This window comes from Chryseobacterium angstadtii, assembly GCF_001045465.1.
In the GTDB taxonomy this organism is placed as follows: Bacteria; Bacteroidota; Bacteroidia; order Flavobacteriales; family Weeksellaceae; genus Chryseobacterium; species Chryseobacterium angstadtii.
In genome coordinates this window covers 299568-318409 of record NZ_LFND01000004.1, presented here as the reverse complement: position 1 = coordinate 318409, position 18842 = coordinate 299568, and the positions used below count along the sequence as shown (strand labels likewise).

Sequence of the window (18842 nt, the reverse complement as noted above, 5' to 3'; positions counted from 1 at the left end):
CTCCCGTTTTCGGACATACAAATTTAGTGAATTTTAACCTTTTACAGAATGGATAAAATCTATGGCAGCATTCTTCCAGTCTTTATGATGAAGAAGCGTATGAACGAAGGCTGTTCCTATGATGCCGCCGTCTGCTTTTTCCGTCACATTGTCAAAGTCTTCTTTAGATTTGATTCCAAAACCAATCATCACAGGATTCTTAATCGGAAGAGAAGCCAGTCTGGACAGATAGTTTTCATTTTTCAGAACAGCATTGTCATTTCCGGTGGTTGATGAGGAACTTACCGCATACAAAAATCCTGAGCTCAAAGAATCTAAATATAAAATTCTTTCATCGGAAGTTTCGGGAGTGACCAGAAACGTAAAATTAAGGTTGTATTTTTTTAAGATCTGCTGATAATTGTTTTCAAACTCAATAGGAGGCAGATCAGGAATGATAAGCCCTGAAATACCACTTTCCGAGCATTCCATACAGAACTTCTCAAATCCGAAGCTCAAAACAGGATTGATGTAACCCATCAGAATAATGGGAATCTGTATTTCATTCTTTACTGTTTTCAGCTGGGAGAACAGCTTTTCAATAGTCATTCCGTTTTTTAAAGCCAGCTCATGGGCCTGCTGAATTACAGGACCGTCTGCCACAGGATCTGAATAAGGCATTCCGATTTCCATCATATCGGCACCTGCGTTCTGAATCAGTTGTATAATATCAGCGGTATCTTCCAGTTGCGGAATTCCTGCTGTGAAGTATATATTTAGTTTTTTCATTTTATAATAGAGGTTAGAAGTTAGAGATTAGAAGTTAGAAAGGGGCTATAAATTGAAGTCAAAAGACTGATTTTAATTTCTAGCTTCCTATTTCTCTTAAATACGTTTCCATATCCTTATCACCGCGTCCGCTCAGGCAGATCACCACGACATCATTTTCACCGAATTTCTTTTTATCCAAAACAGCCAGTGCGTGAGAACTTTCCAGCGCCGGAATAATTCCTTCGAGTTTAGTTAATTCAAAAGCAGATTTTAAAGCTTCTTCATCATTGATACTGAAAAACTCCGCCCTTTTTTCTTTGAATAAATGAGCATGAAACGGTCCGATTCCCGGATAATCCAGTCCTGCGGAAATAGAATGAGGCTCAATGACCTGCCCGTCTTCAGTCTGCATCACAAGGCTTTTGCTTCCGTGAAGAATCCCTAATGTCCCGAGGAAAGTAGTAGCAGCCGATTTTCCAGAATCAACACCTAATCCTCCTGCTTCTGCGGCAATGATTTTCACCTCCTTTTCTTCTACAAAATGGTAAAACGTTCCTGCAGCATTACTTCCTCCACCCACACAGGCAATGACGTAATCCGGATTTTCTCTCCCGATTTTTTCTTTAAGCTGTTCTCTGATCTCTTTTGAAATAATGCTTTGAAATCTAGCTACCAGATCCGGAAAAGGATGCGGCCCAACCACACTTCCAATGACATAATGCGTTGTTACAGGATTATTGATCCAGTCTCTAAGCGCTTCATTCACGGCATCTTTTAATGTTTTGGAACCTGAGGTGGCGGGAACCACTTCCGCTCCCAGCATTTTCATTCTTGCTACATTCGGAGCCTGTCTCTGGATATCAATTTCTCCCATGTACACAATACATTCCAGGCCTAATAAGGCACATGCCGTTGCAGTAGCCACTCCATGCTGTCCGGCCCCGGTTTCTGCAATAATTCTTGTTTTTCCAAGACGTTTAGCCAGAAGAACCTGTCCCAAAGCATTGTTGATTTTGTGAGCTCCGGTATGGTTGAGATCTTCTCTTTTTAGATAAATCTGAGTTTTATATTTTTCACTTAGATTTTTGGCAAAATAGAGTGGTGTGGCCCGTCCTACATAGTTTTTAAGCAAATCCTGATACTCGTTCTGAAACTCTTCAGATTCTATAATTTCAAGGTAGTTTTTTTGCAGTTCTTCCACATTCGGATAAAGCATTTCAGGGATAAAAGCTCCTCCAAATTCACCATAATATCCGTGTTCATTAGGGTTTTTATAATTCATTGTATTATTCTTTAATCATTAAATAAGCATTTTTTTCCGGGCTAAGGCTGGTGAACAGCTTTATGGTTTCTCCGTAAGCATTGAAAATTAGTACATCATCGTCTTCGGAACTGATCCATTCATTGTTATTCTTTTCTTTAATAAATTTAGCTTTGTATTCTAAAATGTCAATATCGCATTGACGGTAAAACGGACGCAGATCTGCAAAACAGAAACCTATAGCCTCTATATCTCTTTGGATCATATTTTCTTTAAAACCTTTTACCAGCTGTGATCCGTATCCTTTTTTCTCCTGAGCGGAAACCAAACCCACTGCCTCAGCAAAATGGAATTGTTTTCCCGAAATTTCGAGAACAAAGTCGAAATTAAGCCGCATAACAGAAAGAATTTCATCTTCAGCACCAAATAAACCATGAAACTCGGAATTCTTAAAGGTATTGCGGAAATCGGAAGGTGTCATTTCACTCCACTCCGGAACTTCCCAAAGATGAAGAATATGGGTGATTTCAAAATCTGTTAATTCCTCCGGTCTTTTAATTTTGTAATTCATCAGTTAAATTATTGATAAATTGTATGTTGTAATTACGTTGCTGTCTCGTGATCAGCTTTTTATGATGCAATAATTCAATTTTGCTGGTCAAGTCAATTAATGTGGCCGTATCTATTTTTGAATCATACATCGTAACAGCTATTTCCAGATTGTCAATTAAAAAATAAGGATCCGAATCTTCATACAGCAGAAAAATTTTAGCATAAATCCTGCCCAGATCATATTTTACATTGGTTTTAACATGGCTGTCCAAAAACTTGTCGGAAATAATCACAAGATAATAACTGTTCCATAAATTAATTCTTTCAAAGAAATACTGAATATCATTTTCATCAAAGCTTTTAATAATTCCGATGAATTCCTGAAGCTGTCCGTCTATACTCCAGTTTTCTGCATCACTGTCATTTTGGGAAACAAAATTATACAGAGACTGGATTTTTCCATTTCCGAATTTTGGCGGAAATAAGGTTTTATAAAATGTTTTTTTTAACAAATGTATGTTCATCATTGTGTGTGTGTTCAGAGTGCTTTGTGGGCAACTTCGATATAATTTTTTATTTTTTCAATGTTTTTATTTCCCGGTTCAAATTCGAATTTTGAGTTGATATCCAGGGCGAAAGGTTTTGGATTCAAAAGATCAATATTTTTGACGTTTTCTTCAGAGATTCCACCACTCAGAAAATAGGGAAGAGGAATTTTCAATGTATCCAGAAGCGTCCAGTCGAATTGTTTTCCGGTTCCTCCGAATGCTTTTCCGTCCGTATCGAAGAGAAAATAATCAACGATAGAAAGGTGAGCATTGATCGTTTGTTGTAATTTTTCTTTGGTTTCCTGATCATTATTGCCGATTCTGATCACTTTAATGATCTTAACTTCCTGATTCAATTTCTGTCTTAATTCAGTAATAAAATCTTCACTTTCATCACCATGAAGCTGAATAAGGTTTAATCCTGCTTTTTCAGCAATATCTGTAATTTGATCTGCTTCTTCGTTCACAAAAACTCCGGTTTTTGCATGGTGCTCTATCTTCGAAATATCTTCCGTATTCAAATGATTCAGAACATATCTCGGCGATTTTGGGTAAAATATAAAACCAAGAAAATCGGTTTTCATGGAAATCAGTTCCCGGATCTGGTCCAATCTTGTTAAACCGCAGACTTTAAGCTTGGGTTGCAGATTGTCGGTTTCAGGTTTCATATTTATCAAGTCCATCAAGTCTTTATTTTCAATTAATTCATTCCATTCACTCATCACCGTATCATCAAATCACCACATCATCACATCACCAAATCGTCACATCATCATATCACCGCATTAAACTCCTCAAACGCCTTTGCCGGATTTTCGTTTTTCATAAAATATTCTCCCATGAGAAAGCCGTCAAATCCTTTTTCTTTCAGATATTTAAAATCTTCCAGGCTATAAATGCCGCTTTCCGCAACAGACATTACTTCTTTCGGAAGGAGATCTTTTAACCGGACAGAATGTTGAAGATCTACTTTGAAGTCTTTTAAATTTCTGTTGTTAATACCTACGAGATCAATTCCGGAATGGAAATGTTTCAGTTCCTCTTCAGTATGGATTTCCAACAGAACTTCAAGATCCAGTTCATGAGCCAGCTCGGTATATTCCTGAACCTGATCGGGAGAAAGGCAGGCTGCGATGAGTAAAACAGCATCAGCTCCGATACTTTTGGCCTCGTAAAACTGGTATTCGTCTACCATAAAATCTTTTCTGAGAATAGGTATGCCGATAGCGTTTCTTACCTGCAGAATATCTTCGAAGCTACCTCCAAAAAAGTCATGGTCTGTGAGAATTGAAATCCCGGATGCTCCGAAGTTTTCGTAGGCAGAAGTGATGTCCAAAGGTTGAACTTGATCATTAATAATTCCTTTTGAAGGAGATTTCCTTTTAAATTCAGCAATAATTCCGCTTTTATTTTTCACGGATTCTTTCAGGGAAAAGCTTTTTCTTCCAAAAAACTCAGAATTTTTTAATTGATCAATTGAAATTCCAGCCTTTGAAACGGCAATTTCTTCTTTTTTCCTTGCGATAATGGTATCTAATATTGTCATTTTTTTTAAAACTAGAAGTTAGAGGTTAGAAATTAGAGGTTAGATGTGGCGGAAAATAGTTTGAGATTTTCTGTATCAACTAACTAATAATTTTAACGAGTTGTCTATTAATTATTCACCAATAATTCAAGGCTTCTCAATGCTTTTCCGCTTTCGAGACTTTCTTTGGCCATCAACAGGCAATTTTCATAGGTTCCGAATTTCTGAGTGTGGAAAAGGGCGGTTGATGCATTGGCCAGCACTACAGAATTTTGTTGTATTGAACCATTTCCTTCCAGTATATTCCTGAAAATTTTGGCAGATTCCTGAGGAGTTTCCCCTCCGCTGATACTTGCCGGTTGTACAGAATCGAATCCTAAATCTTCGGCCGAATAAATTTCTTCACCTGTTTTTGTAATGATTTTGCTGTCCTGGGTAAGACTTATTTCATCATATCCGTCCAGGCCATGCACAAGGATGAATTCACGATTTTCTTTTTGAAGAAGATATTGGTAAATTCGGGCAATTTCGAGGTTATAAACTCCGATTACGGAGTATTTAGGTTTTGCCGGATTCACCAGCGGACCTAAAAGATTAAAGAATGTACGCATGCCTAGAGCTTTTCTTAAAGCACCGACAGACTGAAGCGCAGGATGAAAATACGGAGCATGCAGAAAACATATATTGGCTTTTTCCAGTTCTTCATTCAGCTGATCTGAATTATTCTTGAACTGATAGCCCAATTCTTCCATTACATTAGATGATCCAGTGGTAGCAGAAGCCCCGTAATTTCCGTGTTTTGCCACTTTTTGTCCTGCTCCGGCAACAATGAAACTTGCCAGAGTTGATATATTGATTGTGTTTTTTCCATCGCCTCCGGTTCCCACAATATCCATCGTGTCTCCGGTATTAAGCTGTACAGGAACTGCCATCTGAAGCAGAGCCTCTCTGAAACCTTCCAATTCGTTTAAAGTAATATTCCGCATCAGAAAAACACTGATAAAGGCAGTCACTTCTGCAGAATTGAATTTATTCTGAGCAATTTCAATCATCGTAGCTTTTGCCTCAGATTTAGACAGCGTATGATGATTGAACAGGTATTGTAGTATTTCTTTCATTTGTGGAGTTTTTATGGTTGTTAAGTAATCGGTGTCTGTAGGTTTCATAATTTTAAGGGTAAACAAATTGCATTAAATCTTCAACTGAACTAAAACTGAGTTTTTTTGCCAGTCTTTCCAAAACTTCCCGGTCTGCCAGTTTTAAATTAATATGTAACTGATCAAAAATTAAATAGAGATCACAGTCGTGTTTTTGGATATCAAATAATTCTAAATACAGCTTCATTCTCTCATTGACTTTATAATCATCTTCATAACTGGATATTAGGGAAAGGGCCAATAATTCTGTCTGAAAACCGCTCCAGTTTGGAATATCTTCTTTGATTTTTTCAAAAATATCCTCTCCGGAATTTTGAATGATCCGGATAACATCATCGGTGCCATGACATTCGCTCCACCAGTCACTGTCCCGGTTTTCATGTTCCAAAATGTAAGAGTAGAGCTGAAGAACATCTTCATCAGAACTTTGGGTTCTGCTGTTCTGAACATAGATCTCTTTTCTGGCGAGAAACTTTTCAAACTCTTCTCCGGTCATCTCAGTTCATTAAAAAATTTCGGATAATAACTTCTCCGTCCGGAGTTAAAATACTTTCCGGGTGAAACTGAACCCCATGCACATCGTAGGTTTTATGCTGCAAAGCCATGATCATTCCGTCTTTATCTACGGCAGTAATTTCCAGTTCTTCCGGGAATCCTTCCGGGTTAACCGCCCAGCTGTGATATCTTCCCACTTCCATTCCTGAAGCCAGGTTTTTAAAGATCTTGGTATTTTCTTTCACCAGCTCGGCGGAAGTAGCCACACCATGGAAAATTTCAGAAAGATTGATCAGGTTTCCTCCAAAAGCTTCCGCAATGGCCTGCTGCCCAAGACATACACCCAGAATACTTTTGGTAGAGGCGTATTCTCTGATCAGATCCAGCAAGATTCCCGCTTCTTCGGGAATTCCTGGGCCAGGAGAAAGAATGATTTTATCGTATTTTCCAATCTCTTCCAAAGTGATCTGATCATTTCTTACCACATCTACTTTTTGATCCAGAATTTTTTCAATGATCTGGACAAGATTATAAGTAAAGCTGTCGTAGTTGTCAAAAACCAGAACTTTAGACTGAGTATTTGTTGCTGGTTGATTTATATTATTGTTCATTTTTTTAAATTTTAATTACTGATTATTAGTTATTTGTATCTGGTTTGCTTCAAATCCCGAACCTCGCACCCCGGAGCCCACACCTCTTAACTCGCTACAATCTTCCCCGCTTTATCTACCGCTTTTTTCAAAGCATTCAATTTATTATTCACTTCCTGCAATTCGTTTTCGGGAACAGATTTCGCGACCAATCCTGCTCCGGCCTGATAATAAAGGGTGTTGTTTTTGCTTAAAAAAGTACGGATCATAATGGCCTGGTTGCAGGTTCCGTTTAATCCGATCATTCCGATACATCCGCCGTAATAACCGCGGGAATCTTTTTCATACTGATCAATAAGCTGGAGGGCTCGGTGTTTGGGAGCACCGCTTAAAGTTCCCTGCGGAAACGTTGCCGAAACCATTTCCAGAGGGTTTAGGTTTTCAGGAAGATCGGCGGTAACTTCACTTACCATATGAATGACGTGGGAGAAGAGCTGGATTTCTTTCAGCTTGGTTACGGTTACATTTTTACCCAGTTTCCCCAGATCATTTCTGGCTAAATCTACCAGCATGGTGTGTTCTGCGTTTTCTTTCGGATCATTTTTCAAGGCTTCGATAGATTGAAGATCCGTTTCCAGATGTCCGGTTCTTTTGAATGTTCCTGCAATAGGATGAATAACCGCTTTGTGGTCTTTAATGATCAGCTGGCTTTCCGGGCTGGACCCGAATAATTTATAATTTCCGTAATCAAAAAAGAAAAGATAAGGGGAAGGATTGATATTTCTGAGGGCACGATATACATTGAATTCATCTCCTTTGAATTTCTGCTGGAATCTTCTGCTAAGTACCAACTGGAAAACATCGCCTCTCATACAGTGTTTTTGTGCTGTTTTTACCAGTTCAATATATTCTTCGTCGGTAAGGTTAGACGTTTCTTCTCCCGTTTTTTCGAAAGGATAAACCGGAGTGTTTTGGTTTTTAATCAGGTTTTCAAGCAGATAAAGCTCAGATTTTATACCAGGGATCTGGTTTTCAATAATGTGCATTTCATCGTTGTAATGGTTGATGGCAATTACATACTGATAGAATCTGTAGCGAAGAATAGGAATTTCCACTTCCGGACTCTGTGGTTTCAAGTTGATGTCTTCGAAAAACTGAACTGCTTCAAAGCTGGTATACCCAAAAAGGCTCTGAGCGGTCTGTTCAATCGGGTCGTGGGTGGTTTCACATTCAAAAATACTTTGAAACTCATCAAATAAATCCGCAATATTGCGTTCCCCGATGGAATGTTTTACAGGATCTGCTCCCGGAAGCTTCATTTCAAATTCTGTAAGATTTTTCACTTCAATTCCTGCTACGGCATTCACGGCAATAAAAGAAAAATTATTGTCGATATTTTTAGAATCTGAACTTTCCAGAAGGATAGTATCTCTGAATCTGTCTCTGATCTGAAGATAGATATTCATGGGAGTGTAAAGATCTCCCAGTGTTTTTTTAGAATCAGTTTTTATTTTTATTTTTTGAACAGACATCTTGCTTGTATTTTTTTGTTTTAGGATTAAATAAAAAAAAGGCTTTAACGGAATCCGTCAAAGCCTATATATTGTGTAGTTTAATTATTCTGCTTATTAGCAACATGACAATACCTCCAGACCCGACGAAGAGTTTGAAAGCCACCACCAAATATTGTTGCTCATATTTAACATGGGACAAATGTAGAAATTTTTTTAATATAAAAACAAAAAAATGACAGGAAATAAAAGAACATATTATAGAAAACCTTTATTGAAGCCGTTTCAGTTCCTGTTTTAATTCTTCAATTTTTATTTTGTATTCTTCATTGTCGTAGTATTTTACGTAGTTTTCCAAAGCATCAATATATTCTTCAACAAATTCTTTATTTGTTCTGTCTGCTTCATATTTGATCTTGGCAGATGTCACGGGAGCCATTTTTTCATATTGCAGCATAGTACTTCCTTCTTCAGACTGGTAATACAGAATCACTATGTTTTTTTCATATCCGGGAATATATTTTACGGGAAAATGTTGTCCTGCTTCGGGAATCCGGATTGCATTTTCAATAGGGTAGATAGAGGCCGAAGTGGTAGAAAAGAATGTTGAGGTATATTTTCCATCCTGCTTCTTTACAATAGCTTCATAATCATGGATGTACCTGTCATTCAGCGTAGAATTGGTCTCTACATCTGAAGTAATGACTGCTGTACTTTCTACGCCGTATTTGTTGAGAAACCAGGCATTCAGATATTGTCCGGCCACACCGTTCAGAATCGCCAGAGGAATTATGGGAGCAAGAAACCAAGCCTTTTTGGTTACAAAAGAAAGTAGCCCGAAAAACAGCAGAAGTATAATCACCGTGTAAAAACCGTGATGACTCGTGAAAAACAAAATTTTAGAAACAAAGATCATGAGTAAGGGAATGCATTTATTTATTGATTAAAATTAGAAAAAATTACCAGATAAAAACAGATTGAGACAATGAAATGCTATTGCTTATGACTTGTTTTGTAATAGTTTATGCTTTTTATTCCTAACCAGATCATCAATATCCCGAGTCCTCCAAAAAATAGAATTGCTAAAAGATTATTATTTTGATGAGCTTCATTATAGTTATTTAATGATAGATACTTGGTATTCTTTTTATGAATTTCAACAATGCTGATATTGTTCCGGGATAAAAAGTTTTCCGGAAACGGAATTGTTTCTGATTTTATAATTTTTCTGTTGTATTCATGCTTTTCAATAAAAAATGTAACTGAATCTCCCGGTTTATTTTCTGCCATAAATCTCTGGAAATACATTTGTTTTATGGCAATACTTCCTATCATAAAATTAATTTCAGGATATTCTTTGACATGAATTGTGAGGCTTTTTCCGCCTCTTTTTTCTTTATTTACCTTAATTTCTTTAAAAATACCTTTTATTTCATGAATGTTCTGTTTATTTGGTAATTCTGAGAACAGATATTTCATTGAAAAGAACAGGAATATAAAACCTAAAATGAAAGAAATCCAGATAAACTTCTTATTTGATTTCCATTCTTCACTATTTTTCATTGATGACATGTTGACTGAACTAATTTATCAAAAATAGGAATGAAAAATGCTGGTGATGGGAAAATGTCATCAATTCCAAAGTTTATTTTTTATATTTTTGTCTAAATTTTATAGAAAAAATAATGAGAAAAGTATTAGCAATTGCATTCATCGGAAGTTTATTCGTAGTAAACTGTTCTAAGAAACCGGATCATACATTACAGGACAGCAACACGATGTTGCCGGAACCGGACGCTCCAACAGTAGTAGATTCTACAGCTAAGACAGCTGCTCCGGCTGCAGCAACAACGCCTGCACCAGCTACTCCTGAAGCAGCAAAAACAGATTCTACTGCAGCAAAAAAATAATGAAAAAATTCCTTTTGGCAGGAGCAATGGGATTTTTGATCCTTTCCTGTTCTAAAAAAGAAAATACGGAAGCACCATCTCTGTCTTCTGAAACATCCGCTGTTTCAGAGCCGGCAAAAGCTAATCTTTCAGGTGATCAGATCATCGAAACATTAGACTGTTCAGGGTGCCATTCCGTGAATGAGAGAATGATAGGACCTTCTTACAAAGAGATCGCAGAAAAGTATTCTGAAAAGGATATTGAGCTGCTGGCTTCCAAGATTATAGAAGGTGGAAGCGGAGTTTGGGGAGGCGTTCCGATGGCTGCCCATCCACAGGTATCTAAAGAAGATGCTAAAAAAATGGTGGAATATATTCTGAGTCAGAAAAAATAAATATGTCTACCGAAAAATCCAGTCTGCACACAAGAAATCTGCATCGTAATCCCTATGATTTTGATCAGCTTATTTCTTGTGTGCCAGAACTGAAACATTATGTTTTTGTAAATGCCTATCAAACGGCAACGATTAATTTCAGTCTTCCCAAAGCGGTAAAACTGCTTAATCAGGCATTACTTTTACATTTTTACAACATCAAAAACTGGGATATTCCCGATACCAATCTATGTCCTCCCATTCCGGGCCGGGCAGATTACATCCATTATATTGCAGACCTTTTAGCTGAAGATAAATCTGAGGTTTCCACGGGAAATTCCGTGTCGGGTTTAGATATTGGGACGGGAGCGAATCTTGTTTATCCTTTACTGGCTCACAGATCGTACGGCTGGAAAATGCTTGGAACAGATATCAATGAGGCATCTCTGGAAAATGCACAGCGTATTCTGGATCACAATCCGGATCTGTTACCAGTCATTCACTTGAAACAGCAGCGCGATTCTCACCATATCTTTAAAAATATTATTGAATCCGGAGACCGTTTTACATTTTCTATGTGTAATCCTCCTTTTCATGATTCCGAAGCTTCTGCACTGAAAGGAAATCTTAGAAAAACGAAAAACATCAATAAATCAAAATCTGCAAAACCTTTGCTTAATTTCGGGGGACAACAGTCTGAACTGTGGTGCGAAGGCGGAGAAATTGCTTTTATCTCAAAAATGATTGAGGAAAGTGTTCAGTATTCTTCACAGATTCTTTGGTTTACGTGTCTGGTTTCAAAAAAAGACAATTTGTATAAGCTCAATTCTCTTTTAAAGAAAGTGAAGGCACTAGATATCAAAACGATTGATATGGCTCAGGGACAGAAAATAAGCAGAATGCTCGCTTGGACCTTTGTTCCTCAGAAAGACAGGAAAGCCTGGTTTTAGGGGACGAGTTGTGAGCAAGTCAATAGTGAATTTTGCTGCGCGAGTGAATGGTCAATATTAATCCATACAAAGAAATTCACCGCGAAACCAATTCACCATTGACTATTCACGTTTTTAGGCTGTCAGTTCTCAATGATAATCTTCACCAATAGATTCCCTGCAAAGCAAATTCAAAATTCATAATTGACAAATCGCTAAAAATGCCTAAATTTGTACGCTTTTAGAAAAATAAGAAATGCAATTATCAGAACAAGAAATCATTAGAAGAGAAAAGCTGAACAAGCTTACTGAGATGGGAATTAATGCATTCCCTGCGGAGGAGTATACTATTACAGATACTACAGAATCTATAAAACAGGATTTTTCTGAGAATAAACAGGTGAAGATCGCTGGTAGATTGATGTCCCGCAGAATTCAGGGAAAGGCTTCTTTTGCTGAATTGCAGGACTCTAAAGGTAAGATTCAGGTGTATTTCAACAGAGACGAGATCTGTCCGGGTGAAGATAAAGAATTGTATAATGAAGTATACAAACACCTTTTGGATATCGGAGATATTATCGGTATCGAAGGAACTTTATTCACGACTCAGGTAGGTGAGATGACTATTTTGGTGAAGAATTTTACACTTCTTACCAAAGCTTTACGTCCGCTTCCCCAGGCTAAAACTGATGAAAATGGAGTAGTACACGACGGATTTACAGATCCCGAACTGAGATACAGACAGCGTTATGTAGATTTAACGGTGAACCCGCAAGTGAAAGAAATCTTCGTAAAGAGAACAAAAATGTTCAATGCGATGAGAACTTTCTTCAATGATGCTGGTTATTTTGAGGTGGAAACCCCAATTTTACAGTCGATTCCGGGAGGAGCTGCTGCAAAACCGTTCATTACGCATCACAATGCTTTAGATATTCCATTATATTTAAGAATCGCTAACGAATTATATCTGAAAAGACTGATCGTTGGAGGTTTTGACGGGGTTTATGAATTCTCCAAAAACTTCAGAAACGAAGGAATGGACAGAACTCATAACCCTGAATTTACAGCGATGGAAATTTATGTAGCCTACAAAGACTACAACTGGATGATGGATTTCACAGAGAAACTTCTGGAATTCTGTGCTACTCAGGTAAACGGAAGTACAGAATCTACTTTCGGAGAGCATACCATCAACTGGACTGCACCTTACCCAAGAGTTTCTATGACTGAAGCGATTCAGAAATACACAGGTTTCGATATCACAGGGAAAACTGAGCAGGAATTGTTTGATTTTGCTAAATCTATCGGAATTGAGGTGAATGAAACTATGGGGAAAGGAAAATTAATTGATGAGATCTTTGGTGAGAAGTGTGAAGGAAACTTCATTCAGCCAACATTCATCACAGATTATCCGATCGAAATGTCTCCATTAACGAAGAAACACAGAAGCAAAGAAGGTTTAACCGAGCGTTTTGAGCTGATGGTTTGCGGTAAAGAAATCGCAAATGCATATTCCGAGCTTAATGACCCGATTGATCAGAGAGAGCGTTTCGAATCTCAGATGGCCTTGTCAGAAAGAGGAGACGATGAAGCGATGTTTATTGATCAGGACTTCCTGAGAGCATTGGAATACGGGATGCCACCAACTTCCGGATTAGGAATCGGGATGGACAGACTGATCATGTTCCTTACGAACAACGCATCCATCCAGGAAGTGTTATTCTTTCCTCAGATGAGACCGGAAAAAACGGTACCTCAGGTTGAATTGGGAGAAGATGAAAAAGTGATTCTTGAGATTTTGAAATCAGGAGAACAGCTTCCATTAAACGATGTGAAACAACAAAGTCAGCTTTCCGGTAAAAAATGGGACAAAGCTTCGAAAACTTTAACTAAGAATAATTTGGTGAAAGTAGAGAAGATTGATGAGGTTCTTTTGATGAAACTCGTATAAGCTTACTTTAAAATAAATAAAAACCGGTACAGAATCACTCTGTGCCGGTTTCTTTTTTCTATCTATTTAGTCAGATCTTACTTTCTCTGTCTGCTGAATGAAGCCATCAGATAAAACAAAAACGGCAGGATAAACAAAGAACCAAGCATCAAAGCCCAGCCTAAAGCAGCTATTGTTTTCGGAGGAGCCATATGCGCCAGAAGGGAAAGATGCTGTCCGTTTCCAAGCAGAATAATATCAGGATTGTGCTGGTAAGTAGCTGCGACAAGGATCATCACCATTTGGAATCCTGCCAGTGCGCGTACCGGAAGCAGTTTCCGCTGGTTCATAGCACGTAGAATCAAACCTAAGGCAATAGTAGCAAAGAAAATCGCCATAATACCCAATGGTTTTGAAAATACCCACATCAGAAGAGGGATATCAGAAATATAAGCCGTTAAAAACACCAAAATTCCCGTTATGACCACGAAAACCATCGTCTGTTTGGATTTTTTGATCATCAGGGTAAGGTCAGCTTTATCTTTAGTTTCTCTTAAAGAAAAAATTGAAGCCATATAAGCGCAAAGAGCCACTGTGAAAAGGCCTACGGACACGCCGAACCAATTCAGCCAGCTGAAAATATACAGGTCTAAAAATCCGACGGCATCAGGATTGATAGAATGAGAAACTGTCGCGGCCGCGATTAATCCTAAGAAAAACGGGGTCAATAAACTGGCATAATAAAATACCTGGGTGTATACCACCTGCATATTGTCTTTCACTGCATCATAATGTCTGAAGGTAAAAGCCGTACCTCTTGCAATAATTCCCAAAAGCATTAGAACCAGAGGGATATGGAGATAGGTAGAAAGGGTGGTGTAAATTTCGGGAAACCCTACAAAAAGGATAACAATAGCAATAATAAGCCACATATGATTGGCCTCCCATACAGGAGCAATAGATTCATACATAATCTCCTTTGTCTTATGCCGGGCTTTTTTATGGGTGAAAAGTTCAACAATACCGGCTCCGAAATCAGCCCCGCCCAAAATGATGTAGAGGCAGATAGAAAGCCATAGAAAACCTATAACAACGTAGATCATGATTTTTTGTTTTTATCGTTAAACTGAGGGTCTGTAGGGTCGTATAGTTTCGGTACCATCTTGATCTGTCTTCTCAGAAGGAAAATAATGATCAGAGATAAGGATACGAAAATGGCCGTGAAAAAGTAAAAAGAATACTGGATTCCGGGCATAGGCGTTACGGCATCAGCGGTTTTCATAATTCCGTAGATAATCCAGGGTTGTCTTCCTACTTCAGTAACCGTCCATCCCGCTTCCAGAGCGATATATCCGAAAGGAGTTGCAAAAAGAAATGTTTTCAGAAGCCAGTTTTTTTCCAGCCATTCCTTTCTGAAAAAGAAGGCATAGAGGTAAACTCCTCCGATGCATATCATCACAACCCCGAAGAAAATCATGATTTGAAAAGCGTAGTGCACCACAGCTACAGGCGGCCATTCGTCTCTCGGGAAATCATTTAATCCTTTTACTTCATGATTGAAATCGTTGCTAACCAGAAAGCTTAATACTTTTGGAATCTTAACGGCATATTTCACTTCTCCTTTTTCTTCATCAGGTATTCCGCCTATGACAAAAGGAGCTCCTTTTTCAGTTTCAAAATGAGCTTCCATCGCGGCGAGTTTAATGGGCTGTCTTTCGGCAACAGATTTGGCCGCGACATCACCGCTCAAAGGTGCTCCGAATGCTCCGATTAAGGCAAATCCGGCTGCAATTCTGAACGCTTTTGTATGGAATTCCACATTCTTTCCTTTCATAATTAAGAAGGCATGAACTCCGGCAACCGCGAATCCGGTAGCACAGAAAGCTGCAACGGTCATATGCAGGGCCTGAGGAAACCAGGCATCGTTAAACATGGCTTTAATAGGATCTATATTGACATATTGCCCGTTGATATAGTCAAAACCGGCCGGTGAATTCATCCAGGCATTGGCAGCTACGACAAGAATTCCGGAAGCCAGTCCACTTAATCCTACCAAAAATCCACAGAACCAATGAAACCATTTATTAAATTTTTCCCAACCATATAAAAAGAAACCTATGGCAATGGCTTCAATAAAAAACGCAGTTCCCTCAAGAGAAAACGGCATTCCGAAAATTGGCCCGGCATGTTTCATAAATCCCGGCCACAACAATCCCAGTTCAAAAGAAAGCATGGTTCCTGAAACGGCTCCTGTGGCAAAAAGTATGGCAACTCCTTTGCTCCAGGCTTTGGTAAGCCCTTTGTATACTTCGTTTTTGGTTTTCAGGTATTTCCAGTGTGCAAAGGCCATCAGGAAGGGCATCACCATTCCCACACAGGCAAAAATGATATGAAAGCCCAGCGAGAGAGCCATCTGCGCCCGGGCTGCTATAAAATCATCCATATAATCAACTTTTGAGTAAATAAATTTAAGGATAAATTATGGATGTATAATATGATTTAATGCAGTTGAAGTTTGGGAAATAGGTAATAACTTTAAAGTTTTTTAGACAAAACGGGGTTCTCTTTTTTTCGTTAAAAACAATGGACTTTTTTGACATATTTTAACTTTCATAAGTCGAAAAAAATCACGATATTTGTAGGTCTTTGCATTAGGCAAAATTATTAATTTTATATGAGTCAAAAACAATATACAGCTAGCAGTATCCAGGCCTTAGAAGGGATGGAACACGTTCGACTAAGACCATCAATGTACATTGGAGATGTAGGGGTAAGAGGTCTTCATCATTTGGTTTATGAAGTAGTAGATAACTCTATTGACGAGGCTTTGGCAGGGCATTGTGATACTATTTTAGTAAGAATTCATAAAGGAGATGCAATCTCTGTAAAAGATAACGGTAGAGGGATTCCCGTAGATTTCCACGAAAAAGAACAAAAATCTGCTCTTGAGGTTGTAATGACTAAAATCGGAGCAGGAGGAAAATTCGATAAAGATTCTTATAAAGTATCCGGAGGTCTTCACGGAGTAGGGGTTTCCTGTGTGAATGCACTTTCTACTCTATTAATAGCTACAGTAAGCCGTGAAGGGAAATTGTACCAGCAGAAATATTCAGAAGGAAAAGCACTTGGAGAAGTTGCTGAAATAGGAACGACCACGGAGAGAGGAACAGAAGTTTTCTTCCAGCCGGACGGGACTATCTTTCAGGAACTGGTATACAACTATGATACCCTTGCAACAAGATTGCGTGAACTTGCTTTTCTTAATAAAGGAATTACCATCACTCTGGTAGATGAAAGAGTTGAAAATGAAGACGGATCTTTTGCGATGGAAATTTTCCATTCTGAAGGAGGTCTTAAAGAATTTGTAGAATATATCGACGGAAACAGAGAGTCTATCATGGAGAATGTGATCTTCATGGAAGCGGAAAGAGATGATATTCCTGTAGAAGTAGCGATGCGTTACAATACGTCATTCAGCGAAAACCTGCACTCTTACGTTAATAATATCAATACTCATGAAGGGGGAACTCACCTTGCAGGTTTCAGACGTGCTTTGACAAGAACCCTGAAAAAGTATGCCGACGATCTTGGAATTCCGGCAAAAGAGAAAGTAGAAATTACCGGTGATGACTTCCGTGAAGGATTAACTGCCGTGGTTTCTGTAAAAGTAATGGAACCTCAGTTTGAAGGACAGACCAAAACAAAACTAGGAAACTCTGAAGTTTCCGGGGCTGTAGATAAAATTGTAGGAGAAATGCTTACGAACTTCCTGGAAGAAAACCCAAATGAGGCTAAAACCATCGTTCAGAAAGTAGTTTTAGCAGCAAAAGCAAGACAGGCTGCTAAAAAAGCCCGTGAAATGGTTCAGAGAAAATCTCCTATGGGAGGTTCCGGACTTCCTGGGAAATTATCCGACTGTTCTTCCAAAGATCCGGCAGAATCTGAATTGTTCCTGGTAGAGGGAGATTCCGCAGGTGGAACCGCTAAACAGGGAAGAGACAGACATTTCCAGGCTATTTTACCGTTAAGAGGTAAGATCCTGAACGTTGAAAAATCAATGCTTCATAAAGTATATGACAACGAAGAAATTAAAAATATCTATACCGCTCTTGGAGTTTCTGTAGGAACAGAAGAAGACAGCAAGGCCTTAAATATGGCAAAACTGAGATATCATAAAATCGTAATCATGACCGATGCAGATATTGACGGATCTCACATTTCTACCCTGATTCTTACTTTCTTCTTCAGATTTATGAAGGAACTTATTGAAAACGGGTATATTTATATTGCGCAACCTCCTTTATATTTATTAAAGAAAGGGAACAAAAAGATCTATGCTTACAACGAGAAAGAGCGTGAAGAATTTACTTTGGAAATGGCTCCGGACGGAAAAGGTGTAGAGGTTCAGCGTTATAAGGGTCTTGGGGAGATGAATCCTGAGCAGCTTTGGGAAACTACCCTTAATCCGGAACACCGAATTTTAAAGCAGGTAACGATAGATAATGCAGTGGAGGCTGACAGTATATTCTCAATGTTGATGGGGGATGAAGTTCCACCGAGAAGAGAGTTTATCGAGAAAAATGCAAAATATGCAAAGATTGATGCATAATTGTTATTGAAAATATATTAAAAAAAGCTTCTAGTTATTAGAAGCTTTTTTTATATTTGGTGAAAACCAATAAAAATAACAATATGTTAACTCTTTTACAAACAGACCCTTATGAAGGGGTAGATGCAATGTCTGGTGCGGCAGCTGCAGGACTGGGAATGGGCACCATGATCTTCGGATTATTAATTTACATATTCTATGGCTACTGTATGTACAAAATATTTCAGAAAGCCGGAAGAGAAGATGCGTGGGCTGCTTTTGTCCCGGTGTATAATATCATTGTACTTCTGGATATCGTGAAGAAACCCATTTGGTGGATCATCTTATTCCTGATTCCTTTTGTGAACTTATTTGCTTCATGGGTAGTGAATGACAGATTGGCAAAAGCCTTCGGAAAAGAAACTCCGGTGTATACCATTCTTCTTTTCTTCTTTGGGTTTATTTTCGTGCCGGTACTTGCTTTCAGCAATGATAAGTATGACAGCAACAGAATTCCAAATGATCAGTAGTCACTAAAAAAATATTAAAAGACTCCAGAAATGGGGTCTTTTTTTTGCTCAATTTTATAATATCATGAAATATTTTTGTGGGTAATTTTGCTGAAAACATAAAAGAATCCTTGTTTTAAACGATAATTTGTTAAAATAATTAAATATATTACTTGTTGATAATGAATGATTTAGTGTTGTGTTGCTATTTGTGTTAAAATAAAAATTTAACAT

At 38.2% G+C, this 18842-nt stretch carries 20 protein-coding genes; 6 read left to right on the top strand and 14 right to left on the bottom strand.

What is annotated here, in order from left to right; all coding sequences use genetic code 11:
* Nucleotides 1-33: 33 nt before the first annotated feature.
* The 12 genes from trpA to ACM46_RS14715 all read right to left on the bottom strand — a co-directional run bounded on the left by trpA (nucleotide 34) and on the right by ACM46_RS14715 (nucleotide 9868).
* Nucleotides 34-768, bottom strand: coding sequence for a tryptophan synthase subunit alpha (gene trpA / locus ACM46_RS14770; RefSeq protein WP_048507440.1), 735 nt, complete (start codon nucleotides 766-768; stop codon nucleotides 34-36).
* Between the two features lie 79 nt (nucleotides 769-847).
* Nucleotides 848-2032 carry a tryptophan synthase subunit beta gene (gene trpB, locus ACM46_RS14765; protein WP_048507439.1) on the bottom strand — a complete coding sequence of 395 codons (1185 nt, stop codon included), beginning with the start codon at nucleotides 2030-2032 and terminating at the stop codon, nucleotides 848-850.
* 4 nt (nucleotides 2033-2036) lie between these two features.
* Nucleotides 2037-2582, bottom strand: coding sequence for a hypothetical protein (locus tag ACM46_RS14760; protein WP_048507438.1), 546 nt, complete (start codon nucleotides 2580-2582; stop codon nucleotides 2037-2039).
* A complete protein-coding gene (locus tag ACM46_RS14755; RefSeq protein WP_048507437.1) occupies nucleotides 2566-3090 on the bottom strand; it encodes a hypothetical protein in 525 nt (174 codons plus the stop codon). The genes ACM46_RS14760 and ACM46_RS14755 overlap by 17 nt, the downstream gene beginning before the upstream one ends.
* Nucleotides 3091-3101: 11 nt before the next feature.
* On the bottom strand, nucleotides 3102-3794 hold the full coding sequence (locus ACM46_RS14750) for a phosphoribosylanthranilate isomerase (RefSeq protein WP_241486023.1): 693 nt from the start codon (nucleotides 3792-3794) through the stop codon (nucleotides 3102-3104).
* Nucleotides 3795-3883: 89 nt separating this feature from the next.
* Complete coding sequence (gene trpC / locus ACM46_RS14745; protein ID WP_048507436.1) at nucleotides 3884-4657, bottom strand: indole-3-glycerol phosphate synthase TrpC; 774 nt, start codon at nucleotides 4655-4657, stop codon at nucleotides 3884-3886.
* Between the two features lie 107 nt (nucleotides 4658-4764).
* Nucleotides 4765-5754: an anthranilate phosphoribosyltransferase gene (gene trpD, locus ACM46_RS14740; RefSeq protein ID WP_048507489.1), complete on the bottom strand. Its 990-nt coding sequence runs from the start codon at nucleotides 5752-5754 to the stop codon at nucleotides 4765-4767.
* A gap of 52 nt (nucleotides 5755-5806) precedes the next feature.
* The gene (locus ACM46_RS14735) at nucleotides 5807-6289 is read right to left on the bottom strand and encodes a hypothetical protein (protein WP_048507435.1); all 483 of its coding nucleotides are present in this window, start codon (nucleotides 6287-6289) and stop codon (nucleotides 5807-5809) included.
* Nucleotide 6290: 1 nt separating this feature from the next.
* Nucleotides 6291-6899: an anthranilate synthase component II gene (locus ACM46_RS14730; protein WP_048507434.1), complete on the bottom strand. Its 609-nt coding sequence runs from the start codon at nucleotides 6897-6899 to the stop codon at nucleotides 6291-6293.
* 86 nt (nucleotides 6900-6985) lie between these two features.
* Nucleotides 6986-8410 carry an anthranilate synthase component I family protein gene (locus ACM46_RS14725; protein ID WP_048507433.1) on the bottom strand — a complete coding sequence of 475 codons (1425 nt, stop codon included), beginning with the start codon at nucleotides 8408-8410 and terminating at the stop codon, nucleotides 6986-6988.
* A 250-nt stretch (nucleotides 8411-8660) separates the two neighbouring features.
* Nucleotides 8661-9284, bottom strand: a complete 624-nt coding sequence (locus ACM46_RS14720; RefSeq protein ID WP_241486022.1) for a hypothetical protein — start codon at nucleotides 9282-9284, stop codon at nucleotides 8661-8663.
* A 98-nt stretch (nucleotides 9285-9382) separates the two neighbouring features.
* Nucleotides 9383-9868, bottom strand: a complete 486-nt coding sequence (locus ACM46_RS14715) for a hypothetical protein (protein ID WP_131707599.1) — start codon at nucleotides 9866-9868, stop codon at nucleotides 9383-9385.
* A gap of 206 nt (nucleotides 9869-10074) precedes the next feature.
* Between ACM46_RS14715 and ACM46_RS14710 the strand changes: the two genes are divergently transcribed.
* The 4 genes from ACM46_RS14710 to lysS all read left to right on the top strand — a co-directional run bounded on the left by ACM46_RS14710 (nucleotide 10075) and on the right by lysS (nucleotide 13532).
* A complete protein-coding gene (locus tag ACM46_RS14710) occupies nucleotides 10075-10299 on the top strand; it encodes a hypothetical protein (protein WP_048507430.1) in 225 nt (74 codons plus the stop codon).
* Nucleotides 10299-10673, top strand: coding sequence for a c-type cytochrome (locus ACM46_RS14705; protein WP_048507429.1), 375 nt, complete (start codon nucleotides 10299-10301; stop codon nucleotides 10671-10673). Before ACM46_RS14710 ends, ACM46_RS14705 begins: the two co-directional genes overlap by 1 nt.
* Nucleotides 10674-10675: 2 nt before the next feature.
* A complete protein-coding gene (gene rlmF, locus ACM46_RS14700; RefSeq protein ID WP_048507428.1) occupies nucleotides 10676-11602 on the top strand; it encodes a 23S rRNA (adenine(1618)-N(6))-methyltransferase RlmF in 927 nt (308 codons plus the stop codon).
* 235 nt (nucleotides 11603-11837) lie between these two features.
* Entirely contained in the window at nucleotides 11838-13532 is a 1695-nt protein-coding gene (gene lysS, locus ACM46_RS14695; RefSeq protein ID WP_048507427.1) for a lysine--tRNA ligase, read from the top strand.
* A 77-nt stretch (nucleotides 13533-13609) separates the two neighbouring features.
* Here the strand turns inward: lysS and ACM46_RS14690 are convergent, their stop codons facing one another.
* The gene (locus ACM46_RS14690; RefSeq protein ID WP_048507426.1) at nucleotides 13610-14614 is read right to left on the bottom strand and encodes a cytochrome d ubiquinol oxidase subunit II; all 1005 of its coding nucleotides are present in this window, start codon (nucleotides 14612-14614) and stop codon (nucleotides 13610-13612) included.
* Nucleotides 14611-15954, bottom strand: coding sequence for a cytochrome ubiquinol oxidase subunit I (locus ACM46_RS14685; RefSeq protein WP_048507425.1), 1344 nt, complete (start codon nucleotides 15952-15954; stop codon nucleotides 14611-14613). The genes ACM46_RS14690 and ACM46_RS14685 overlap by 4 nt, the downstream gene beginning before the upstream one ends.
* A 231-nt stretch (nucleotides 15955-16185) precedes the next feature.
* On the opposite strand from ACM46_RS14685, the gene gyrB reads away from it, so the two are divergent.
* Complete coding sequence (gene gyrB / locus ACM46_RS14680; protein WP_048507424.1) at nucleotides 16186-18120, top strand: DNA topoisomerase (ATP-hydrolyzing) subunit B; 1935 nt, start codon at nucleotides 16186-16188, stop codon at nucleotides 18118-18120.
* Nucleotides 18121-18203: 83 nt separating this feature from the next.
* Nucleotides 18204-18629 carry a DUF5684 domain-containing protein gene (locus ACM46_RS14675; RefSeq protein ID WP_048507488.1) on the top strand — a complete coding sequence of 142 codons (426 nt, stop codon included), beginning with the start codon at nucleotides 18204-18206 and terminating at the stop codon, nucleotides 18627-18629.
* Nucleotides 18630-18842: the final 213 nt, after the last annotated feature.